Below are 17,720 nucleotides of genomic sequence, written 5' to 3' on the forward strand. Positions count from 1 at the left end.
CCGGGCAAGCCATCCGGGGTTTACGCATGACCCGGTAGGAGCAGCCTTGTGCTGCGAAGAGGCCAGTGATAGCAACGAACATTGTTGTGTTTTCACCGGCCTCTTCGCAGCGCTATTGCACATGAGCCTGCAGCGCTTGCTGGTCGGCATGGTAGGAGGACCGCACCAGCGGCCCGGACGCCACGTTCTTGAAGCCCATCGCCAAGGCCCGTTCGGCAAACCAGGCAAAGGTGTCCGGGTGCACGAAGCGCTGCACCGGCAGGTGGCTGCGCGACGGTTGCAGGTATTGCCCCAGGGTCAGCATGTCGACCTGGTGCTCGCGCATGCGCAGCATCACCTCGATCACTTCTTCATCGGTTTCACCCAGGCCCAGCATCAGCCCGGATTTGGTCGGCACGCTGGGCACACGGCGTTTGAAATTCTCCAGCAGGTCCAGCGACCACTCGAAGTCCGAGCCCGGCCGTGCCGCCTTGTACAGGCGCGGCACGGTTTCCAGGTTGTGGTTGAACACGTCCGGCGGCTCCTGCGCGGTGATGGCCAGGGCCACGTCCATGCGCCCGCGGTAGTCCGGCACCAGGGTTTCCAGCTTGACGCCCGGCGACAGTGTGCGGATTTCACGCAGGCAGTCGACGAAGTGCTGGGCGCCGCCGTCGCGCAGGTCATCGCGGTCCACCGAGGTGATCACCACGTACTTCAGGCGCAGGTCGGCAATGGCAATCGCCAGGTTTTTCGGCTCATCAGCATCCAGCGGCTTCGGCCGCCCGTGGCCGACGTCGCAGAATGGACAACGGCGGGTGCAGATGTCACCCATGATCATGAAGGTCACCGTGCCACCGGAGAAGCACTCGCCCAGATTCGGGCACGACGCTTCTTCGCAAACACTGTGCAGCTTGTGCTTGCGCAGCAGCGCCTTGACCCGTGCGACCTCGGGTGACGTGGCAATACCCACGCGGATCCAGTCAGGTTTGCGCGGCACCTCCTCGGTAGGCAGGATCTTCACCGGGATACGCGCTACTTTGTCGGCGCCGCGCAGTTTCACACCGGCTTGCAGGGGCTGCGGGCGCGTGGCGGCAGGCAATGTCTGGTTCATGTTCATGCTCCGGCAATCAAGGCTTCAGCCACGGTAATAACGTTGCGCCACAAAGGGTGTGCGCACCACCTGCATCGGCACCCGCTTGCCACGTACCAAGGCGAAGACTTCGGTTTCCAACGCCGCGTGGGCACTGTGCACGTACCCCATCGCCAGAGGCCCGCCCAGGCTGGGGCCGAAACCGCCGCTGGTGACACGGCCGATTTCCTGGTCGTCAGCATCGACGATCAGCGCCCCTTCGCGCACCGGTACACGTGCTTTGGGCATCAGGCCCACCCGTTTACTGGTCACGCCCTCGCGTTGCTGGGTAAAGAGGCGTTCGGCCCCCGGAAAACCGCCGGCCCGCGCGCCCTCGGCACGCCGGGCCTTGGAGATGGCCCAAGTCAGGCTGGCCTCGATCGGTGTGCTGCGCGCGTCCATGTCATGGCCGTACAGGCACAGCCCGGCCTCCAGGCGCAGCGAATCGCGGGCGCCCAGGCCGATAGCCTCAACCTCAGGCTCGGCCAGCAGCGTGCGGGCGAGCATTGCCGCCGCCTCGGCCGGCACCGAGATCTCGAAGCCATCCTCACCGGTATAACCCGAGCGGCTAACGTAGCAGTCGACACCCAGCAGCTTCACACGGGCGAACTGCATGAAGGTCATGGCGCCGACCTGGGACGCCAGGCGCCCCAGTACCTTGGCCGCCGCAGGCCCCTGCAGGGCCAGCAAGGCGTGGCTTTCGAACAGCGATTCGACCTCGCACTGCCCTTCAAGATGCTGCTTGAGGTGCAGCAGGTCCTGGTCCTTGCAGCCGGCGTTAACCACCAGCAACAGTTCGTCATCGCCCAGGTTGGCCACCATCAGGTCATCGAGGATGCCGCCGTCGTCGTTGGTGAACAGCGCATAACGCTGCATGCCCACCGGCAGGTCGAGGATGTCGACCGGCACCAGCGCTTCCAATGCCTTGGCAGCGCCGGCGCCGCGCAGGCGAATCTGCCCCATGTGCGAAACGTCGAACAGGCCGGCCTGTTCACGGGTATGCAGGTGCTCCTTGAGCACCCCCAGCGGGTATTGCACTGGCATGGCGTAGCCGGCAAAGGGCACCATGCGCGCGCCGAGTTTCAAGTGCAGGTCATGCAGTGGCGTTTGTTTGAGTTGTTCTGTGGACATGAACGATTCCCCGTAGTCGATTCAGGCGCGATAGACCGGATATTCCGCACACAGCCTGGCCACCGACGCGGCCACCTGGGCCTCGACATCGGCATCGCCAAGGTGGTCGAGGATGTCGCAGACCCAGCCAGCCAGGGCCACGCATTCGGCCACCTTGAAGCCACGGGTGGTAACGGCCGGGGTGCCGATGCGCAGGCCCGAGGTCACGAATGGCGACTGCGGGTCGTTGGGGACGGCGTTCTTGTTGACGGTGATGTGCGCGCGGCCCAGGGCGGCGTCGGCGTCTTTACCGGTGAGGCCCTGGCGGATCAGGCTGACCAGGAACAGGTGGTTGTCAGTGCCGCCGGAAACCACGTCGTAACCGCGGTCGATGAACACTTGGGCCATGGCTTGGGCGTTTTCGATGACTTGTTGCTGGTAGGCCTTGAAGCCTGGCTCCAGCGCTTCCTTGAAGCACACGGCCTTGGCGGCGATGACGTGCATCAGCGGGCCGCCCTGGGCGCCGGGGAACACGGCAGCGTTGAGCTTCTTCTCGATTTCTTCGTTGGACTTGGCCAGGATCAGGCCGCCACGTGGGCCGCGCAGGGTCTTGTGGGTGGTGGTGGTGACCACATCGGCGAACGGGATCGGGTTCGGGTACAGGCCCGCAGCAACCAGGCCGGCAACGTGGGCCATGTCGACGAACAGCAGCGCACCGACCTTGTCGGCGATGGCGCGCAAGCGTGGGAAGTCGAGGGTCTTGGAGTAGGCCGAGAAGCCAGCGACGATCATTTTCGGCTTGTGCTCGACTGCCAGGCGCTCGACTTCGTCGTAGTCGATCAAGCCGGTCTTGGTGTCGATGCCGTATTGAACCGCGTTGTACAGCTTACCCGAGGACGACACTTTGGCGCCGTGGGTCAGGTGGCCGCCGTGGGCCAGGCTCATGCCCAGGAGGGTGTCACCGGCCTGCAGCAGGGCCAGGTACACCGCGCCGTTGGCGGAAGAGCCGGAGTGCGGCTGGACGTTGGCGTAGTCAGCACCGAACAGCTGCTTGGCGCGCTCGATGGCCAACTGTTCAACCACATCGACGTGCTCACACCCCCCGTAGTAACGCTTGCCTGGGTAGCCTTCGGCGTACTTGTTGGTCAGCTCGGTGCCCTGGGCCTGCATCACTTGCGGGCTGGTGTAGTTTTCCGAGGCGATCAGCTCGATGTGGTCTTCCTGGCGTTGTACTTCACGGCTGATGGCCTCCTGAAGCGCAGGGTCGAAGTCGGACAGGGTGAGGCTTTTATGGAACATGTGGGTGCTTCCTTATTGTTGGGGGCAGGCAAGGCCCGGAGGGGCCCGGGCCTGGGCAGTCAGGCGTCCTGGTAGATCGACGTGGGCGGGCAGGCACAGGCCAGGTTGCGGTCACCGTAGACGTTGTCCACGCGCCCCACTGGCGGCCAGTACTTGTTCTCGCGCAGCGTTTGCAACGGGTAAACCGCCAGCTCCCGGCCGTAGCGATGGGGCCATTCGCCCACCAGTTCGCTGGCGGTGTGTGGGGCGTTTTTCAGCGGGTTGTCGAGCGTGTCGAAGGTGCCGTCTTCCACCGCGCGGATTTCCTCGCGGATGCAGATCATCGCCTCGCAGAAGCGGTCCAGCTCCTCCTTGGACTCGCTCTCGGTCGGCTCGACCATCAGCGTGCCAGCCACCGGGAACGACATGGTCGGGGCGTGGAAGCCGAAATCGATCAGGCGCTTGGCCACGTCCTCGACGCTGATGCCGCTGCTGTCCTTGAGCGGGCGCAGGTCGAGGATGCACTCGTGAGCGACCAGGCCATTCTCGCCGGTGTACAGCACCGGGTAATGCTCCTCCAGGCGCCGGGCAATGTAGTTGGCACTCAGAATTGCCAGCTGCGAGGCGCGCTTGAGCCCTTCGCCACCCATCATGCGGATGTACATCCAGGTAATCGGCAGGATGCTCGCACTGCCATAAGGCGCTGCGCAGACGGCACCTTGTTTATGTTCCAGGTGCGCGTGGCCAGGCAGGAACGGCGCCAGGTGCGCCTTGACCCCAATCGGGCCGACACCCGGGCCGCCACCGCCGTGCGGAATGCAGAAGGTCTTGTGCAGGTTGAGGTGCGACACGTCGCCGCCGAACTTGCCCGGGGCGCAGAGGCCGACCATGGCGTTCATGTTGGCGCCGTCCAGGTACACCTGGCCGCCGTGCGCATGGATGATGTCGCAGATGCGGGTGATGCCCTCTTCGAACACCCCGTGGGTCGAGGGGTAAGTGATCATCAGCGCGGCCAGTTGCGCCCGGTGCTGCTCCGCCTTGGCTTGCAGGTCGGCCACATCGACGTTGCCGCGCTCATCGCAATTGACCACTACCACGCGCAGGCCAGCCATTTGCGCCGTGGCCGGGTTGGTGCCGTGGGCGGACGACGGGATCAGGCAGACATCACGGCCCGCTTCGCCGCGGCTGGCGTGGTAGGCGCGGATGGCCAGCAGGCCTGCGTATTCCCCTTGCGAGCCGGCGTTGGGCTGCAACGACATCGCGTCATAACCGGTGGCCTCGCAGAGCATCGCCTGCAGTTCGTCGGTCAGTTGCCGATAGCCGAGCGACTGTTCGGCCGGGGCGAACGGGTGCAGGTTGGCGAACTCGGGCCAGGTGATCGGGATCATCTCGCTGGCGGCGTTGAGCTTCATGGTGCACGAGCCCAGCGCGATCATGGTGCGGTCCAGCGCCAGGTCCTTGTCGGCCAAGCTGCGCAGGTAGCGCATCAGGCCTGTTTCAGAATGGTAGCGGTTGAATACCGGGTGCTGCAGGAACGGGGTTTCACGCAGCAGTTGCACTGGCAGGCAATCGCCACAGCCCTCTGCCAGGGCGACGAAGCCCGGAAGCGCCTGGCCCGGGGTGGCAAACACCCGCCACAAGGCCTCGACACTGGCCTGCTCGCAGGTTTCATCCAGTGACAGGCCGACCCGCTGAGCGTCGATCGGGCGCAGGTTCAGGCCGGCCCCTTGGGCGGCGGCCAGCACATCGGCCGCAGGCCTGGCAGTGACCACGCTGACGGTATCGAAGAAGTGCGCTTGCTCCACTGTGTGCCCGAGCTGCAGCAGCCCTTTCACCAGCACTGCCGTTAACCGGTGCACACGCTGGGCGATCTGCACCAGGCCTTGAGGGCCGTGGTACACCGCGTACATGCTGGCGATGTTGGCCAGCAGCACCTGCGCGGTGCAGATGTTGCTGGTCGCTTTCTCACGGCGGATGTGTTGCTCGCGGGTCTGCATAGCCAGGCGCAGCGCCGGCTTGCCAAAGCGGTCGATGGAGACACCGACCAGGCGGCCGGGCATGTCGCGTTTGAACGCATCGCGCGTGGCGAAGTACGCTGCGTGCGGGCCGCCAAAGCCCAGCGGCACGCCAAAGCGCTGGGCGCTGCCCAGCACCACGTCGGCATCGAACTCGCCCGGCGGGGCCAGCAGGGTCAGCGCCAGCAGGTCGGCGGCCACCGCCACCAAGGCGCCGGCGGCATGGGCGCGTTGCACCAAGGCCCGGTGATCGGCGATAGCGCCAGTGCTGGCCGGGTACTGCAGCAACAGGCCGAAGTAGGCCTCAAGGCCCTGGCCTTCCAGCGCCGCTTCATCACCGATGACCACCTCGATACCCAGCGGCTGGGCGCGAGTGCGCAGCACGTCGAGGGTTTGCGGGTGGCAGTGGCGGGAGGCGAAAAAGGCCGGTGCCTTGCTCTTTGCCAGGCGCTTGCAGAAGGTCATGGCTTCGGCCGCAGCGGTGGCCTCGTCGAGCAAGGAGGCGTTGGCGATCTGCATGCCGGTGAGGTCGCAGACCAAGGTCTGGAAATTGAGCAGCGCTTCCAGCCGGCCTTGGGAAATTTCTGGCTGATACGGCGTGTAGGCGGTGTACCAGGCTGGGTTTTTCAGCAGGTTGCGCAGGATCGGCGTCGGCGTGTGGCACGGGTAGTAGCCTTGGCCGATGTGGTTACGAAACAGCTGGTTCTTCGCGGCGATGGCCTTGAGCGACGCCAGGGCCTCGGCCTCGCCCTGCCCTTTGCTCAGCTCAAGCACGCTGGTGCCTTTGATGCTGCTTGGGATGACGCAGTCGACCAGGGCTTGCAGGGAGCCATGGCCGGTCAGCGCCAGCATCGCCTCGATATCGTGCTCACGCGGGCCGATGTGGCGGGCGATGAACTCATTATCCGTGGTCAATGGAAACGGTGCATTGTGCATGTCGATACCCTGGCTCAGGCGTTGTCGGCCAGGAAGCGGTCGTAGCCGTCCTGGTCCATCAAGGTGTCGAGGTCAGCGAGGTTGGCCACCTGAATACGGAAGAACCAGCCGTCCTGCATCGGCGAGGCATTGACCAGTTCCGGGTCGTCGGCCAGGGCCTGGTTGACCGCCACCACCGTACCGTTCAGGGGCATGCTGATGTTGCTGGCGGCCTTCACCGACTCCAGCACCGCGACTTCATTGCCCTCGCCGTACTCGCCCGGCTCTGGCAACTGCACGAACACCACGTCCCCCAGCGCCTCCTGGGCATAGGTGGTGATGCCGACGGTCAGTTCGCCAGTCGCTTCCAGACGCAGCCATTCGTGTTCGGGGGTAAAACGCAGCATGCTCATGGATCTTCCTCTCTTGTTATCAGGTAGGTCCCGGTACAGGACTGAAAACTACAAGAGCAAGGGCGATGCCAACTTGATTAAACCTTTTTATTTCAATGGCTTGAGATAAAAACGAGGACCATTCCAGTCGGCCCAGGCGGAACGAATAAGCTCCAGTGCATCGCCCCGGCAGGCCTGCGTGCCGGGGCGTGCCAATGAACGCGGGGACCTCGCCGAACTGGAGTGCAATCACTCCAGTGGAACGTATTGGCACCACGGCGCTAGGCCCGGGTGGCAATGCCGTATTTGCGCAAGCGCTGGCCGATAGCCGTGTGCGACGTCTGCAAGCGTGCGGCCAGTTGCCGGGTCGAGGGATAGGTTGCATAGAGCTTTTCCAGCAGGGATTTTTCGAACCCCTGCACGGCCGCTTCCAGGCTGATGATTTCGTGTGCGTCGGGCTGCTGGCTGCTCAAAGCGGTGCCGGCCAACTCCAGGTCGTCGCAGTCGATCACCTCCCCTTCGCTGATGGCCGCGGCGCGGAAAATCACGTTCTGCAACTGGCGCACGTTACCCGCCCAGCGGTTGCCCAGCAGCAGCGGATGGGTCGCCAGGGCCAACCGGCAGGGCGAGCGCTGTATCTGCGCGCAGGCTTGGCGCAGGAAGTACTCGGCCAGCAGCAAGATGTCCTTGCCTCGCTCGCGCAAGGGCGGGACCTTGAGGTTGAGCACATTGAGGCGGTAGTACAGGTCTTCGCGAAAGCTGCCTTCGACCACCATGCTTTCGAGGTTGCGGTGGGTGGCACAGACCACCCGTACATTCACCCGCACCTCACCGCCACCGCCGACGCGGCGGAAGCTGCCGTCATTGAGAAAGCGCAACAGCTTGGCCTGCAGGTAAGGCGACATCTCACCCACTTCATCGAGAAACACCGTGCCGCCATCGCCCAGCTCCAGCAGGCCGGGCTTGCCGCCGCGCTGGGCGCCGGTGAACGCACCAGCGGCGTAGCCGAACAATTCGCTCTCGGCCAGGCTCTCGGGCAAGGCGGCGCAGTTGAGGGCCAGGAACGACGCATCGCGCCGGGCACTGAGGGCGTGGCAGGCGCGGGCGACCAACTCCTTGCCGGTGCCCGTCTCGCCCTGGATCAGCAGCGGCGCCTCAAGGCCTGCCACCTTGTGCAGGCGCACCTTGAGTTCCTTCAGCGCCGTGGAATCGCCCAGCAGCCCCTCCAGCCCTTCGGTGTGGTCGTGCAGCAACGACGCCAGACGCTCGCCGATGCGGCTTGGCGGGTACAGGGTGAGCAGGCCGCCCACCAGGGCATCGGCACCACCGCTGATGGGCGTGGCTTCCAACAACAACGCCTGGCCTTGGAAGCCCACCTCGCACATGGGCAGGCGAAAGCCTTTGTCGATCAGGGTTTGGGCCAGGTTGGCCTCGGCAAACAGGCGCGACAACGGCTCGCCGGCTGGCTCGCGGCCAATGAGGTTGACCAGGGTGGGGTTGGCCAGCAGCACATGGCCGCCCGGGTCGACCGCCAACACCGGGTCACTCATCGACGCCAGCAGGGCCTCCAGTTGCAGGCGCCGGCGGTGGCCAGGCAGGAAGTCGACCAACTCGACCGCCTGCACCCCAACCACGCGCAACAGCGCACCGTAGAGCTCGTCCAGCACAGCCTGTGACAGCGCCGGGGCGTCGATGTAGACGTTGGGCGGGATCATTTCCACCGCGTCCAGGTTGAGGTTGCGCGCCCCTAGCAGTGCCAGGATTTCCTGGGTGATGCCGACGCGGTCGATGAAGGTGACGTGGATTCTCATCGTGATTCCCTGGTTGGCGAAACGACAACAGGGGGACGGCGCACCCGGCGCTGTCCCCCTGGTTAAAACGTGAAGGCGGCGGTTACTCCGCTTCGAGCGACAACGCGACGTGCTCCTGTTTTTTCTGGCGAATGGACCGGTAGGACAGGCCCAGTACGGCAAACCACACAGGCACAGCGAACAACGCCATGCGGGTGTCCGCCTCCAGGGCCAACAGGCCCAGGATGAAAGCGAAGAACACCAGGCAGACCCAGCACATGATCGTGCCGCCCGGCATCTTGTATTTCGACGCACGGTGCAGGTGGTCACGCTGTTTGCGGTACGCCAGGTAAGACAGCAGGATGATCGACCAGACGAACATGAACAGCAGGGCCGACACCGTGGTAATCAGCGTGAACGCGTCGAGCATGTTCGGCACCAGGTAGATCACCAGGGCGCCAGCGGTCAGGCATATACAGGAGAAGATCAGGCCGTTGGAGGGCACTGCACGGCGTGACAACGCGCTGAACCGGCCCGGTGCATCACCCTCCACCGCCAGGCCATAGAGCATGCGGCTGGTCGAGAACACGCCACTGTTGGCCGAAGACGCCGCAGACGTCAGTACCACGAAGTTGATGATCCCCGCTGCAGCAGGCAGCCCGGCCAGCACGAACAGTTCGACGAAGGGGCTCTTGTTGGCCACCACTTCTCGCCACGGGGTCACGGCCATGATGGCAATCAACGCCAGCACGTAGAAGACGATGATGCGCAGCGGGATGGAGTTGATGGCCCGTGGCAGGTTGCGTTCCGGGTTCTTGGTTTCGGCCGCGGTGGTGCCGACCAGTTCGATGCCGACGAAGGCGAACACCGCGATCTGGAAGCCGGCGAAGAAGCCCATGGCGCCGTGGGGGAACATCCCGTCGTCGTTCCACAGGTTGGCCAGCGAGGCGACGTTACCGGTCGGCGACTGATAGGCTGCCGCCACCATGTACACCCCGGTGCAGACCAAGGCGCAGATGGCCACGATCTTGATCATGGCGAACCAGAACTCCAGCTCACCGAACATCTTCACCGTCATCAGGTTGAGCGACAGCAACACACCGACGCAGGCCAGTGCCGGTAACCACAAGGGAATATCGGGGAACCAGAACTGCGAATAGGCGGAGATGGCGATAACGTCGGCAATACCGGTGACGATCCAGCAGAACCAGTAGGTCCACCCGGTAAAGAACCCCGCCCACGGGCCCAACAGGTCCGCCGAAAAGTCGATGAATGACTTGTACTGCAAGTTGGACAACAACAGTTCGCCCATCGCCCGCATGACGAAAAACAGCATGAAGCCGATGATCATGTAGACGAAGATGATCGACGGTCCAGCCAGGCTGATGGTCTTGCCAGAGCCCATGAACAGGCCCGTGCCAATGGCGCCGCCGATGGCGATCAACTGGATATGGCGGTTGGACAGGTTACGTTTGAGTTCGTGGGTGTCACCCTCAGGCGGACAGTGACCCTGCGGCAGGTTATTCATTGTTATTTACCTTGCTAGTTTAATTGTTTTTATAACGTCACAAGTTCAACTTTCTAACCGGACATGCGTTGCAACAGCCGGCCGAACGCAAGGGAAAGAGCAAGGACTATGCCAAAGGCTAGAGCCCTTTAAATACGGGGGTCTGTGTAGGTATTAACGTTTATTGCTGTAATGAAGCCACTCCAGGCGGTGGCGGTAAAGGCGCGGTGTACGACACCGAAGCGTCGTATACCGTGCCCTGCCCTGCGCTGTATCGATATCACTACAATGGAGCGCTATCAGTCCAGGTTTATCTGCTTCATCCGCCCCATGGCCAGCGCTGTACCTGTGGGAGCGGGTTTACCCGCGAAGAATCCGACGCGGTGTATGGCACCGGCTTCGCCGGTGTTCGCGGGTAAACCCGCTCCCACAGGGACCGCGTAGGCTCACCCACGCTTGATCACGCACGTACCTCGCGCCGCGGCGCGCGGCTGCGCTGTTGTTCTTCCCACCCGTCCACCAAACCGACCGGCACATCGACCGGCGCCAGCGGCTCACGCCCGCGCACCAGGTCGGCGGCACGTTCGGCCAGCATGATGGTCGGCGCGTTGAGGTTGCCGTTGGGCTCGCTCGGGAATACCGAAGAGTCGATCACCCGCAGCCCCTGCAGGCCATGCACGCGCAGCGTCGAATCAACCACTGCCATGTCGTCCTCACCCATGCGGCAAGAACCGCAAGGGTGCATGGTGCTTTCCATGTTGGCACGCACGAAGGCATCGATCTGCTCATCGGTCTGCACCTGCGGCCCAGGTGCCAGCTCCTCGCCGCGGAAGCGGTCCATGGCCGGCTGGGCGATGATCTCGCGGGTCAGGCGCACGCAGCGGCGGAAGCCCTCGCGGTCTTCCTCACTTTGCAGGTAGTTGAAGCGGATTTCCGGGTGCTGGTAAGGGTCGGCCGACAGGGCCCGCACATGGCCGCGGCTCTTGGGCTTGTTCGGCCCGGTCAGCACCATGAAACCGTGGCCCTTGAACGGTTTGTCACCGTCGTAGCGCATGGCCGCCGGCAGGAAGTGGAACTGGATGTCCGGCCAACGCAGCCCCTTGGACGAGCGGATAAAACCACCCGCCTCGAAGTGGTTGCTGGCGCCCAGGCCATCCTTGAACAGCAGCCAACGCAGGCCGATCATCGCCTTGCCCAGCAGGCTCATCTTGCCATTGAGGGTCACTGGCTCCTTGCACGCGTACTGGATGTAGATTTCCGAGTGGTCCTGCAGGTTTTCGCCCACACCCGGCAGGTCGTGCAGCACCTTGATGCCGGCCTTTTTCAGCACCGCCTCTGGGCCGATACCCGAGCGCTGCAACAGGTGCGGCGAGCCGATCGGGCCGGACGATACCAACACCTCGTGGTTGCAATGCACCGTGTGGGTCTGCCCGCCCTCGTCGTACTCCACGCCCACTGCGCGCTTGCCGTCGAGCAGGATGCGCCGGGTCATGGCGTGGGTCACCACGGTCAGGTTCGGCCGGTTCATCGCCGGGCGCAGGTAGGCATTGGCGGTGGACCAGCGCACCCCGTCCTTCACGGTCATGTGCATGGCGCCGAAGCCTTCCTGCATGTAGCCATTGCAGTCGGCGGTCTTGATGTAGCCAGCCTCGGCGCCGGCCTCTACCCAGGCACCGTACAGCGGGTTCTGCATGTTGTTGCCGTTGTTGGTGGCCAGCGGCCCTGCGCCGCCGCGGTAGTCATCGCCACCAAACTTGAAATGCTCGGCGCGCTTGAAGTACGGCAGGCAGTTGCGGTAGCTCCAGTGCTTCGCGCCCAGGCTTTCCCATTCATCGAAGTCGCAGGCATGGCCACGGATGTACACCAGCCCGTTGATCGAGGACGACCCCCCCAGCACTTTGCCCCTCGGGCAGTGCAATCGGCGACCGTCCAGGTGGGCTTCGGCGGCGGTCTCGTAGCGCCAGTTGTACTTCTTGGTATTCATCGGCAACGAGAACGCACTGGGCATCTGGATGAGCACGCTGCGGTCACTGCCGCCGAACTCCAGCACCAGTACCGAGGTGCCGGCATCTTCGGTCAGGCGGTTGGCCAGGACGCAGCCGGCAGAGCCTGCGCCGATGATGATGTAGTCGTATCGTTTTTTCATTGTTCTAGTCCTGTACGCGAAGGCCTGAGGCCTCGATGTTGCGTTCATTGCCCTTGGGGTAGCCGCCCCAGCCCAGGCGTGTGGCCAGCAGGCGGGTCAGGCCGTAATGCACCAGCCCGGCCAGCAGGCAGGACGGCAGCGAGGCGGTGGCGAAGGTGAAGAAATCGGTATGGGCCAAGGTCTGCGGGTTGAACACCACCACGTAGACGGCAAACCCTGCCACCAGCGCCAGCAGCGCGATGGGGTTGAAGCCTTTGCAGAAGCGCAACGGTGAGCCGCTTTGCTCGGCATACAGATGCCGCAGGTTCAGGCGTTGCTTGCGCAGGAAGAAGTAATCGGCGATGCCGATGCCGGCCAGCGCGCTGTTCAGCGCCGACGTCCACACCAGGAAGATGAAGAAGCCGTCGTAGATACCCGGGAGGCACACCACGATGACCACCGGGATGATGCAGAACAGCCCGATCAGCATCCCCCAGCCCAGGCTGCGCAAACGCTCCCCGGCCAACTGACGCAGGCCGATGACGGCTGTGTAGAGGATGTTGACCATGCCCGTCAGGTTGGCCAGGGCCAGGAAGCTCAGGGCGATCACGCCGAAGGTCATGCCGCCGGCCAGCCGCATCCAGGCGGTGGGGTCGCTGCTGCCCAAGGTGGTGGCGGCGAACAGGCTGACCGACTCACCCAGTGAAGCTGCGCCGAAGATGCCCACCAGGTTGGGCCAGAATGCCGTACGCTGGTTGCTGCACAGGCGCGACAGATTGCCGATGTAAGGCCACCAGGAGAACCCCGCAGCGATGTTGATTTCAACCGCGATCATGAAGTTGACGTGCGGGTTTTCGAACGGAGGCTGCAAGGGCGGCATGGCCAGCAGTTCGCCGAAACTGTAGCGGCGGGAGATGAAGTACATCAGCGCCAGCATGATCAGAATCAAGCTGGGCGCGATCACCGCGCTCAGGCGGCGGATCATGTCTGGTCCGCGCATGGCCACCAGCGCCGCCAGCACGATGGCCAGCAAGGCCCCGGCGGTCACCAGCCAGTCGTTGCTGTCGGGTTGGCTGTGCTGCACCAGGGTTTCCAGGTTGTCCAGCGCCCGCCCGCACATCAGCCCCAGCACCGCCAGCCAACCCATGGTCAGGATCACCACCGAAAGGATATAGACCAGCCGGCTGCCATTGAGGCCAAACATGCTGCGCAGGAAAGTGAACTGCTCGACGCCGTACTTGCCACACGGCAGGCAGGTGGACGAGGCCGCGAGCACCACGCCGATGATGTTGCCGATGATGATCGCGGCAATGCCTTGCAAGGGCCCGACGAACAGCGCGGTGGCACCGCCGATCAAAAACACCCAGGTGGCCACCGCCAACGCCGAGTTGGCGTAGGCATAACCCCAGAAGCCCCAGACCCGCTCGCCCGGCAGCAAAGGCGTATCGCCGCGTTCGGCGGCCAGGCGAAATTCCTGCTCTCTGGAGCGGCTCATGGCTGGCCCCCCAGGCAATACGCGCCCACCACCATGACCAGGGTCAGCACGGCCAGGGCAACAACATCCGCCGCGCTCAACGCGCCGGGCCAGTGCGCCCTGCCCTCCAGTTCTTCATAGGCGCGCAGGCGCCGTTCCAGGTCTTGTGCACGCTCGGTATCCACTTGGCTGTTCATTGGCATCACCTCGACGGGTTCTTGTTCTTGAAATTCGATGCGTTCATGTGGCCCGCGTCGCTCGCCAAACCAGGCGACGCGGGCCAGCCCTGTACCTCAGGGCAAGGTGATCCAGACCGCCTTGGTCTCCAACAAAAACTCCAGCTGTTCAGCGCCCATGTCCTTGCCATAGCCCGATTGTTTGTAGCCACCAAACGGCATGGAGGGGTCCAGCGTGCTGTGGGCGTTGACGTAGACGGTGCCAGCGCGCAGGCGCGGGATCAGCCTGTGGACCTTGCCCAGGTCGTTGGAATAGATCGCCGCCGCCAAGCCGTATTCCGAATCGTTGGCCAGCGCCAGAGCCTGCTCCTGGGTATCGAAGGGCAAGGTCACCAGCACCGGGCCGAAGATCTCCTCGCGGACGATGCGCATGTCGTTGTTGCAGTGGGCGAAGATGGTTGGCTGCACGTAGAAGCCCGGGCCTTCGACCGGCTCGCCACCGTAGTACACCTGCGCCCCTTCGGCCTTGCCCAGGGCGATGTATTCCAGTACCCGTTGCTGTTGCTGGCGCGACACCATGGGGCTGATGAAGCAGTCAGGGTCCAGGCCTGGGGCAATCTTCAGCGTGGCCGTATAGCGGGCCAGCGCCTCGAGGAAGGCTGGGTAGACGCTGCGCTCGACATAGGCACGGGTACCGGCATCACACACCTGCCCCGCGTTGAAGAACACACCGTTGGCGACCGCCTCAGCCGCCGCGTCAATGTCGGCATCGGCGAACACGATCACCGGCGACTTGCCGCCCAGTTCCAGGGTCAGGCGTTTCATCTGGTCCATCGCCACCTTGCCCACCGAGCAGCCCACCGGGGTAGAGCCGGTGAAGCTCAGCTTGTCGATGCCTGGGTGGCTGGACATCGCCGTGCCCACCACGCTGCCGCGCCCGGTGACGATGTTCAGCACACCGTCAGGGATGCCCGCCGCCTGCACCAGCTCGGCAAAGCGCAGGGCCGACAGCGACGTCAGCTCCGCCGGTTTTACCACCACGGTGCAGCCGGTCGCCAGCGCCGCGCCGAGCTTCCAAGCCATGGTTTGCAGCGGGAAGTTCCAGGGCACGATGGCCCCCACCACACCGACCGCTTCCTTGCGGGTGTAGGCCAGGTAGTTGCCCGGCAGCGAAGGCTCGACGGTGCGCCCATGAATCTTGCTGGCCCAGCCGGCAAAATAGCGCAGCGTATCGACGGTACCTTGGATATCCACCGCGCGGGCCTGGGCGACCGACTTGCCCATGTCGATCGACTCGATCTGCGCCAGCTCGTCGGCATTGTCTTCTATGAGGTCGGCCAAGCGATGAATCAGGCGCTCACGCTCCAGGGGCTTGAGCTGGCTCCAGGGGCCACCATCGAATTGCGCACGGGCGGCACGCACCGCGCGGTCGAGGTCGTCTTGTGTGCCCATCGGGATGCGCGTCAGCACGCCCTCGGTGGACGGCTCGATGACCTCGGCGCTGGCACCGTCACTGGCCTCGAGCCAGGCACCGCCAATGAACATGCGCTGGGGCTTGCAGAGAAAACGCTGGGTGGCCTCGGAAACGCCGAAGGCCTGCAGGTAGGCTTTTACCTTGTTGTCCACGGTACAGTCTCCGGATCAGCGGGCGTTGGCACGCGCGTGGAAGATGAAGCCGATGCTGTTCATCAGCAATTGCGCGGCAAGAATCGAGGTCACGCCGGCCGGGTCGTAGGCCGGGGCCACTTCCACCAGGTCCATGCCGACAATCCGCCCCTGGCTGCGCCGGGCCAACGCCTGGATGATCTCCAGCACTTCGTAGTAGAAGAATCCGCCATGGCTCGGGGTGCCGGTGCCTGGGGCGATGGACGGGTCGAAGCCATCGATGTCGATGGTGATGTAGTAGTCGCGGCCTTCGGGGATCTTTGCCAGCACACCTTCGCAGCCCAGGCGACGCACGTCGCGTACCGAGAGGATCTGCGAGCCGGCTTCGCGTGCGGCATCGTAGTCGTCGCGGTTGGAGGACGACACGTTGCGGATGCCCATCTGGGTCATGCCGACGATGTGGTCCAGCTCCGAGGCGCGGCGCAAGGGGCTGCCATGGCCGTAGCGCACGCCATGGCGCTCGTCGACGAAGTCGAGGTGGGCATCGAAGTGCACGATGTGGATCGGCCCACGCCCTTCAAAGGCCTTGATGACTGGCGCATGGATCGAGTGGTCGCCGCCCAGCACGATCGGCATGGCACCCGCCGCGAGGATCTGGCGCACGGCCGACTCGATGTTGGCATTGCTGGTGGCCATGTCGGTGTGCACGATATCGGCGTCGCCGACATCGACCATGCGCAGCTGGTCATCGGTCAGGTAGGTGGCGTCATCTTCGAAGTCGTAGGCACCGGCGTGGCCGAACGAGAACAGGGTCGATGCCTCGCGAATGCCGCGCGGTCCGAACCGTGCGCCCGAGCGCCATTGGGTCCCCATGTCGTTGGGCGCGCCGAGGATTGCCACATCGGCGTCGATGGCATTCCAGTCGGTGCAGATGGGTGACTTGGCGAAGGTGCAATGCCCTACGAAGGGCAGGTTCAGGCGGCCGGATTCATAACCGTGCTTTGCCATGTTCGGGTTTCTCCACTTATTGTTCTGGTCAGGAGACGGGGCGACTGCTCGACCGCCGTTGCAGCCACTATGGCGGCAGGCCAACGCGGGAAAAATGCGCAAGTGCAGATGCATACATCGGCCAACCCGAAGTATTCGCCCGCTGCCAGCGGCCCGGCGAAATGCCGGGTGTGCACCGGCAGTCATTTGCAGGTGCCGGGCATTGCAGTGATCACAGGGGCGTGGTTAGCTTGAAAAAAAACAATGGCCGGACGCTCATATCAGCCAGCGCGATGTGACGCACCGCCAGGAGGCCCCAGTGATCCAGCTCCACGACGTCGATCTGAAGCTCCTCAGGGTATTCACCACCATCGTCAGGTGCGGTGGCTTTTCTGCGGCGCAGGCCGCCCTCAACGCCGGCCAATCGACCATCAGCGAACAGATGACGCACCTGGAAACCCGCCTTGGGGTCAAGCTGTGCCAGCGCGGGCGCAGTGGCTTTCGCCTGACCGAACAGGGCGTGGCCATCCACGAAGCCACCTTGCGCCTGCTCAGCGCGGTGGAAAGCTTTTGCATGGATGCCGACGTGCTCAAGCAGCACATCAGCGGCAAGCTCAACCTGGGCATCATCGACTCCACCCTGACCGACACCGCCTCGCCTTTGCCGCGCACCACCCAGCGCTTTGTTTCACGCGGCCACGATGCCCACCTGCACATCTACATCGGCGCCCCGGCGGAGCTGGAAGAGCGTGTGCTGGACAGCCGGCTGCACCTGGCCATCGGCCATTTTCCGCTGCGCGTGCCGGGGCTTTCGTACCTACCGCTGTACGACGAAGCCCTGGGGCTGTACTGCGGTCGACGCCATCCGTTGTACGCCAGCAAAGCGGCGAACGGCCGGTTGCTTGAAGAGGTTCGCCAGTGCCATATCGTGGTGCGCGGCTATATGCAGCAATACGACCTGGAGCAACTGGGCATCACCAAGGCCGCCGCGACCGTGGAGAACATCGAGGCGGCCGCGATCCTGATCATATCCGGTGCCTACATCGGGTTTCTGCCGGTGCACTTCGCCGAGCAGTGGGTAAAGACCGGCGAAATGCGCCGGCTGGGCGCGAACTCCCTGGACCTCACCTCGCCCTTCGACGTGATCACCCGGCGCGGCGTGTCACCACCGCCGATCCTGCGGGCGTTCCTCGAAGACCTGAACGCCTGCATGCACCAGGCTGGGGGCGTTTGAGCCC

13 protein-coding genes are annotated in these 17,720 nt (G+C 64.1%); 1 reads left to right on the forward strand and 12 read right to left on the reverse strand.

Going from position 1 to position 17,720, the window contains the following annotated elements; all coding sequences use genetic code 11:
* Positions 1 to 112 precede the first annotated feature (112 nt).
* The 12 genes from lipA to speB form a co-directional block, all read right to left on the reverse strand.
* On the reverse strand, positions 113 to 1,090 hold the full coding sequence (lipA, locus tag LOY53_RS15325; RefSeq protein WP_258702898.1) for a lipoyl synthase: 978 nt from the start codon (positions 1,088 to 1,090) through the stop codon (positions 113 to 115).
* A gap of 24 nt (positions 1,091 to 1,114) precedes the next feature.
* A complete protein-coding gene (gene gcvT, locus LOY53_RS15330) occupies positions 1,115 to 2,239 on the reverse strand; it encodes a glycine cleavage system aminomethyltransferase GcvT (protein ID WP_258702899.1) in 1,125 nt (374 codons plus the stop codon).
* A gap of 21 nt (positions 2,240 to 2,260) precedes the next feature.
* A complete protein-coding gene (gene glyA / locus LOY53_RS15335; protein ID WP_258702900.1) occupies positions 2,261 to 3,517 on the reverse strand; it encodes a serine hydroxymethyltransferase in 1,257 nt (418 codons plus the stop codon).
* A gap of 59 nt (positions 3,518 to 3,576) precedes the next feature.
* The gene (gene gcvP / locus LOY53_RS15340; protein ID WP_258702901.1) at positions 3,577 to 6,447 is read right to left on the reverse strand and encodes an aminomethyl-transferring glycine dehydrogenase; all 2,871 of its coding nucleotides are present in this window, start codon (positions 6,445 to 6,447) and stop codon (positions 3,577 to 3,579) included.
* A 14-nt stretch (positions 6,448 to 6,461) separates the two neighbouring features.
* Complete coding sequence (gene gcvH, locus LOY53_RS15345; RefSeq protein WP_027596340.1) at positions 6,462 to 6,839, reverse strand: glycine cleavage system protein GcvH; 378 nt, start codon at positions 6,837 to 6,839, stop codon at positions 6,462 to 6,464.
* 260 nt (positions 6,840 to 7,099) lie between these two features.
* Positions 7,100 to 8,629 carry a sigma-54-dependent transcriptional regulator gene (locus LOY53_RS15350; protein WP_252824671.1) on the reverse strand — a complete coding sequence of 510 codons (1,530 nt, stop codon included), beginning with the start codon at positions 8,627 to 8,629 and terminating at the stop codon, positions 7,100 to 7,102.
* An 82-nt stretch (positions 8,630 to 8,711) separates the two neighbouring features.
* A complete protein-coding gene (cycA, locus tag LOY53_RS15355) occupies positions 8,712 to 10,136 on the reverse strand; it encodes a D-serine/D-alanine/glycine transporter (protein WP_258702902.1) in 1,425 nt (474 codons plus the stop codon).
* Between the two features lie 439 nt (positions 10,137 to 10,575).
* On the reverse strand, positions 10,576 to 12,261 hold the full coding sequence (gene betA, locus LOY53_RS15360) for a choline dehydrogenase (protein WP_258702903.1): 1,686 nt from the start codon (positions 12,259 to 12,261) through the stop codon (positions 10,576 to 10,578).
* Positions 12,262 to 12,265: 4 nt separating this feature from the next.
* Complete coding sequence (locus LOY53_RS15365) at positions 12,266 to 13,735, reverse strand: cytosine permease (protein WP_258702904.1); 1,470 nt, start codon at positions 13,733 to 13,735, stop codon at positions 12,266 to 12,268.
* Positions 13,732 to 13,911, reverse strand: coding sequence for a hypothetical protein (locus LOY53_RS15370; RefSeq protein ID WP_027596335.1), 180 nt, complete (start codon positions 13,909 to 13,911; stop codon positions 13,732 to 13,734). The genes LOY53_RS15365 and LOY53_RS15370 overlap by 4 nt, the downstream gene beginning before the upstream one ends.
* A gap of 96 nt (positions 13,912 to 14,007) precedes the next feature.
* On the reverse strand, positions 14,008 to 15,516 hold the full coding sequence (locus LOY53_RS15375; RefSeq protein WP_258702905.1) for an aldehyde dehydrogenase: 1,509 nt from the start codon (positions 15,514 to 15,516) through the stop codon (positions 14,008 to 14,010).
* A gap of 15 nt (positions 15,517 to 15,531) precedes the next feature.
* On the reverse strand, positions 15,532 to 16,503 hold the full coding sequence (speB, locus tag LOY53_RS15380; protein ID WP_027596333.1) for an agmatinase: 972 nt from the start codon (positions 16,501 to 16,503) through the stop codon (positions 15,532 to 15,534).
* 298 nt (positions 16,504 to 16,801) lie between these two features.
* Here speB and LOY53_RS15385 point away from each other — a divergent pair, with 298 nt between their 5' ends.
* The gene (locus LOY53_RS15385; RefSeq protein WP_252824680.1) at positions 16,802 to 17,716 is read left to right on the forward strand and encodes a LysR family transcriptional regulator; all 915 of its coding nucleotides are present in this window, start codon (positions 16,802 to 16,804) and stop codon (positions 17,714 to 17,716) included.
* Positions 17,717 to 17,720: the final 4 nt, after the last annotated feature.

This window comes from Pseudomonas sp. B21-031 (assembly GCF_024748985.1).
GTDB lineage: Bacteria > Pseudomonadota > Gammaproteobacteria > Pseudomonadales > Pseudomonadaceae > Aquipseudomonas > Aquipseudomonas kermanshahensis.

What these genes read in the sequence shown, in the direction of transcription:
- lipA (WP_258702898.1), bottom strand. Translation starts at nt 1,090, where the DNA reads ATGAACCAGACATTGCCTGCCGCCACGCGCCCGCAGCCCCTGCAAGCC.
- gcvT (WP_258702899.1), bottom strand. Translation starts at nt 2,239, where the DNA reads ATGTCCACAGAACAACTCAAACAAACGCCACTGCATGACCTGCACTTG.
- glyA (WP_258702900.1), bottom strand. Translation starts at nt 3,517, where the DNA reads ATGTTCCATAAAAGCCTCACCCTGTCCGACTTCGACCCTGCGCTTCAG.
- gcvP (WP_258702901.1), bottom strand. Translation starts at nt 6,447, where the DNA reads ATGCACAATGCACCGTTTCCATTGACCACGGATAATGAGTTCATCGCC.
- gcvH (WP_027596340.1), bottom strand. Translation starts at nt 6,839, where the DNA reads ATGAGCATGCTGCGTTTTACCCCCGAACACGAATGGCTGCGTCTGGAA.
- LOY53_RS15350 (WP_252824671.1), bottom strand. Translation starts at nt 8,629, where the DNA reads ATGAGAATCCACGTCACCTTCATCGACCGCGTCGGCATCACCCAGGAA.
- cycA (WP_258702902.1), bottom strand. Translation starts at nt 10,136, where the DNA reads ATGAATAACCTGCCGCAGGGTCACTGTCCGCCTGAGGGTGACACCCAC.
- betA (WP_258702903.1), bottom strand. Translation starts at nt 12,261, where the DNA reads ATGAAAAAACGATACGACTACATCATCATCGGCGCAGGCTCTGCCGGC.
- LOY53_RS15365 (WP_258702904.1), bottom strand. Translation starts at nt 13,735, where the DNA reads ATGAGCCGCTCCAGAGAGCAGGAATTTCGCCTGGCCGCCGAACGCGGC.
- LOY53_RS15370 (WP_027596335.1), bottom strand. Translation starts at nt 13,911, where the DNA reads ATGAACAGCCAAGTGGATACCGAGCGTGCACAAGACCTGGAACGGCGC.
- speB (WP_027596333.1), bottom strand. Translation starts at nt 16,503, where the DNA reads ATGGCAAAGCACGGTTATGAATCCGGCCGCCTGAACCTGCCCTTCGTA.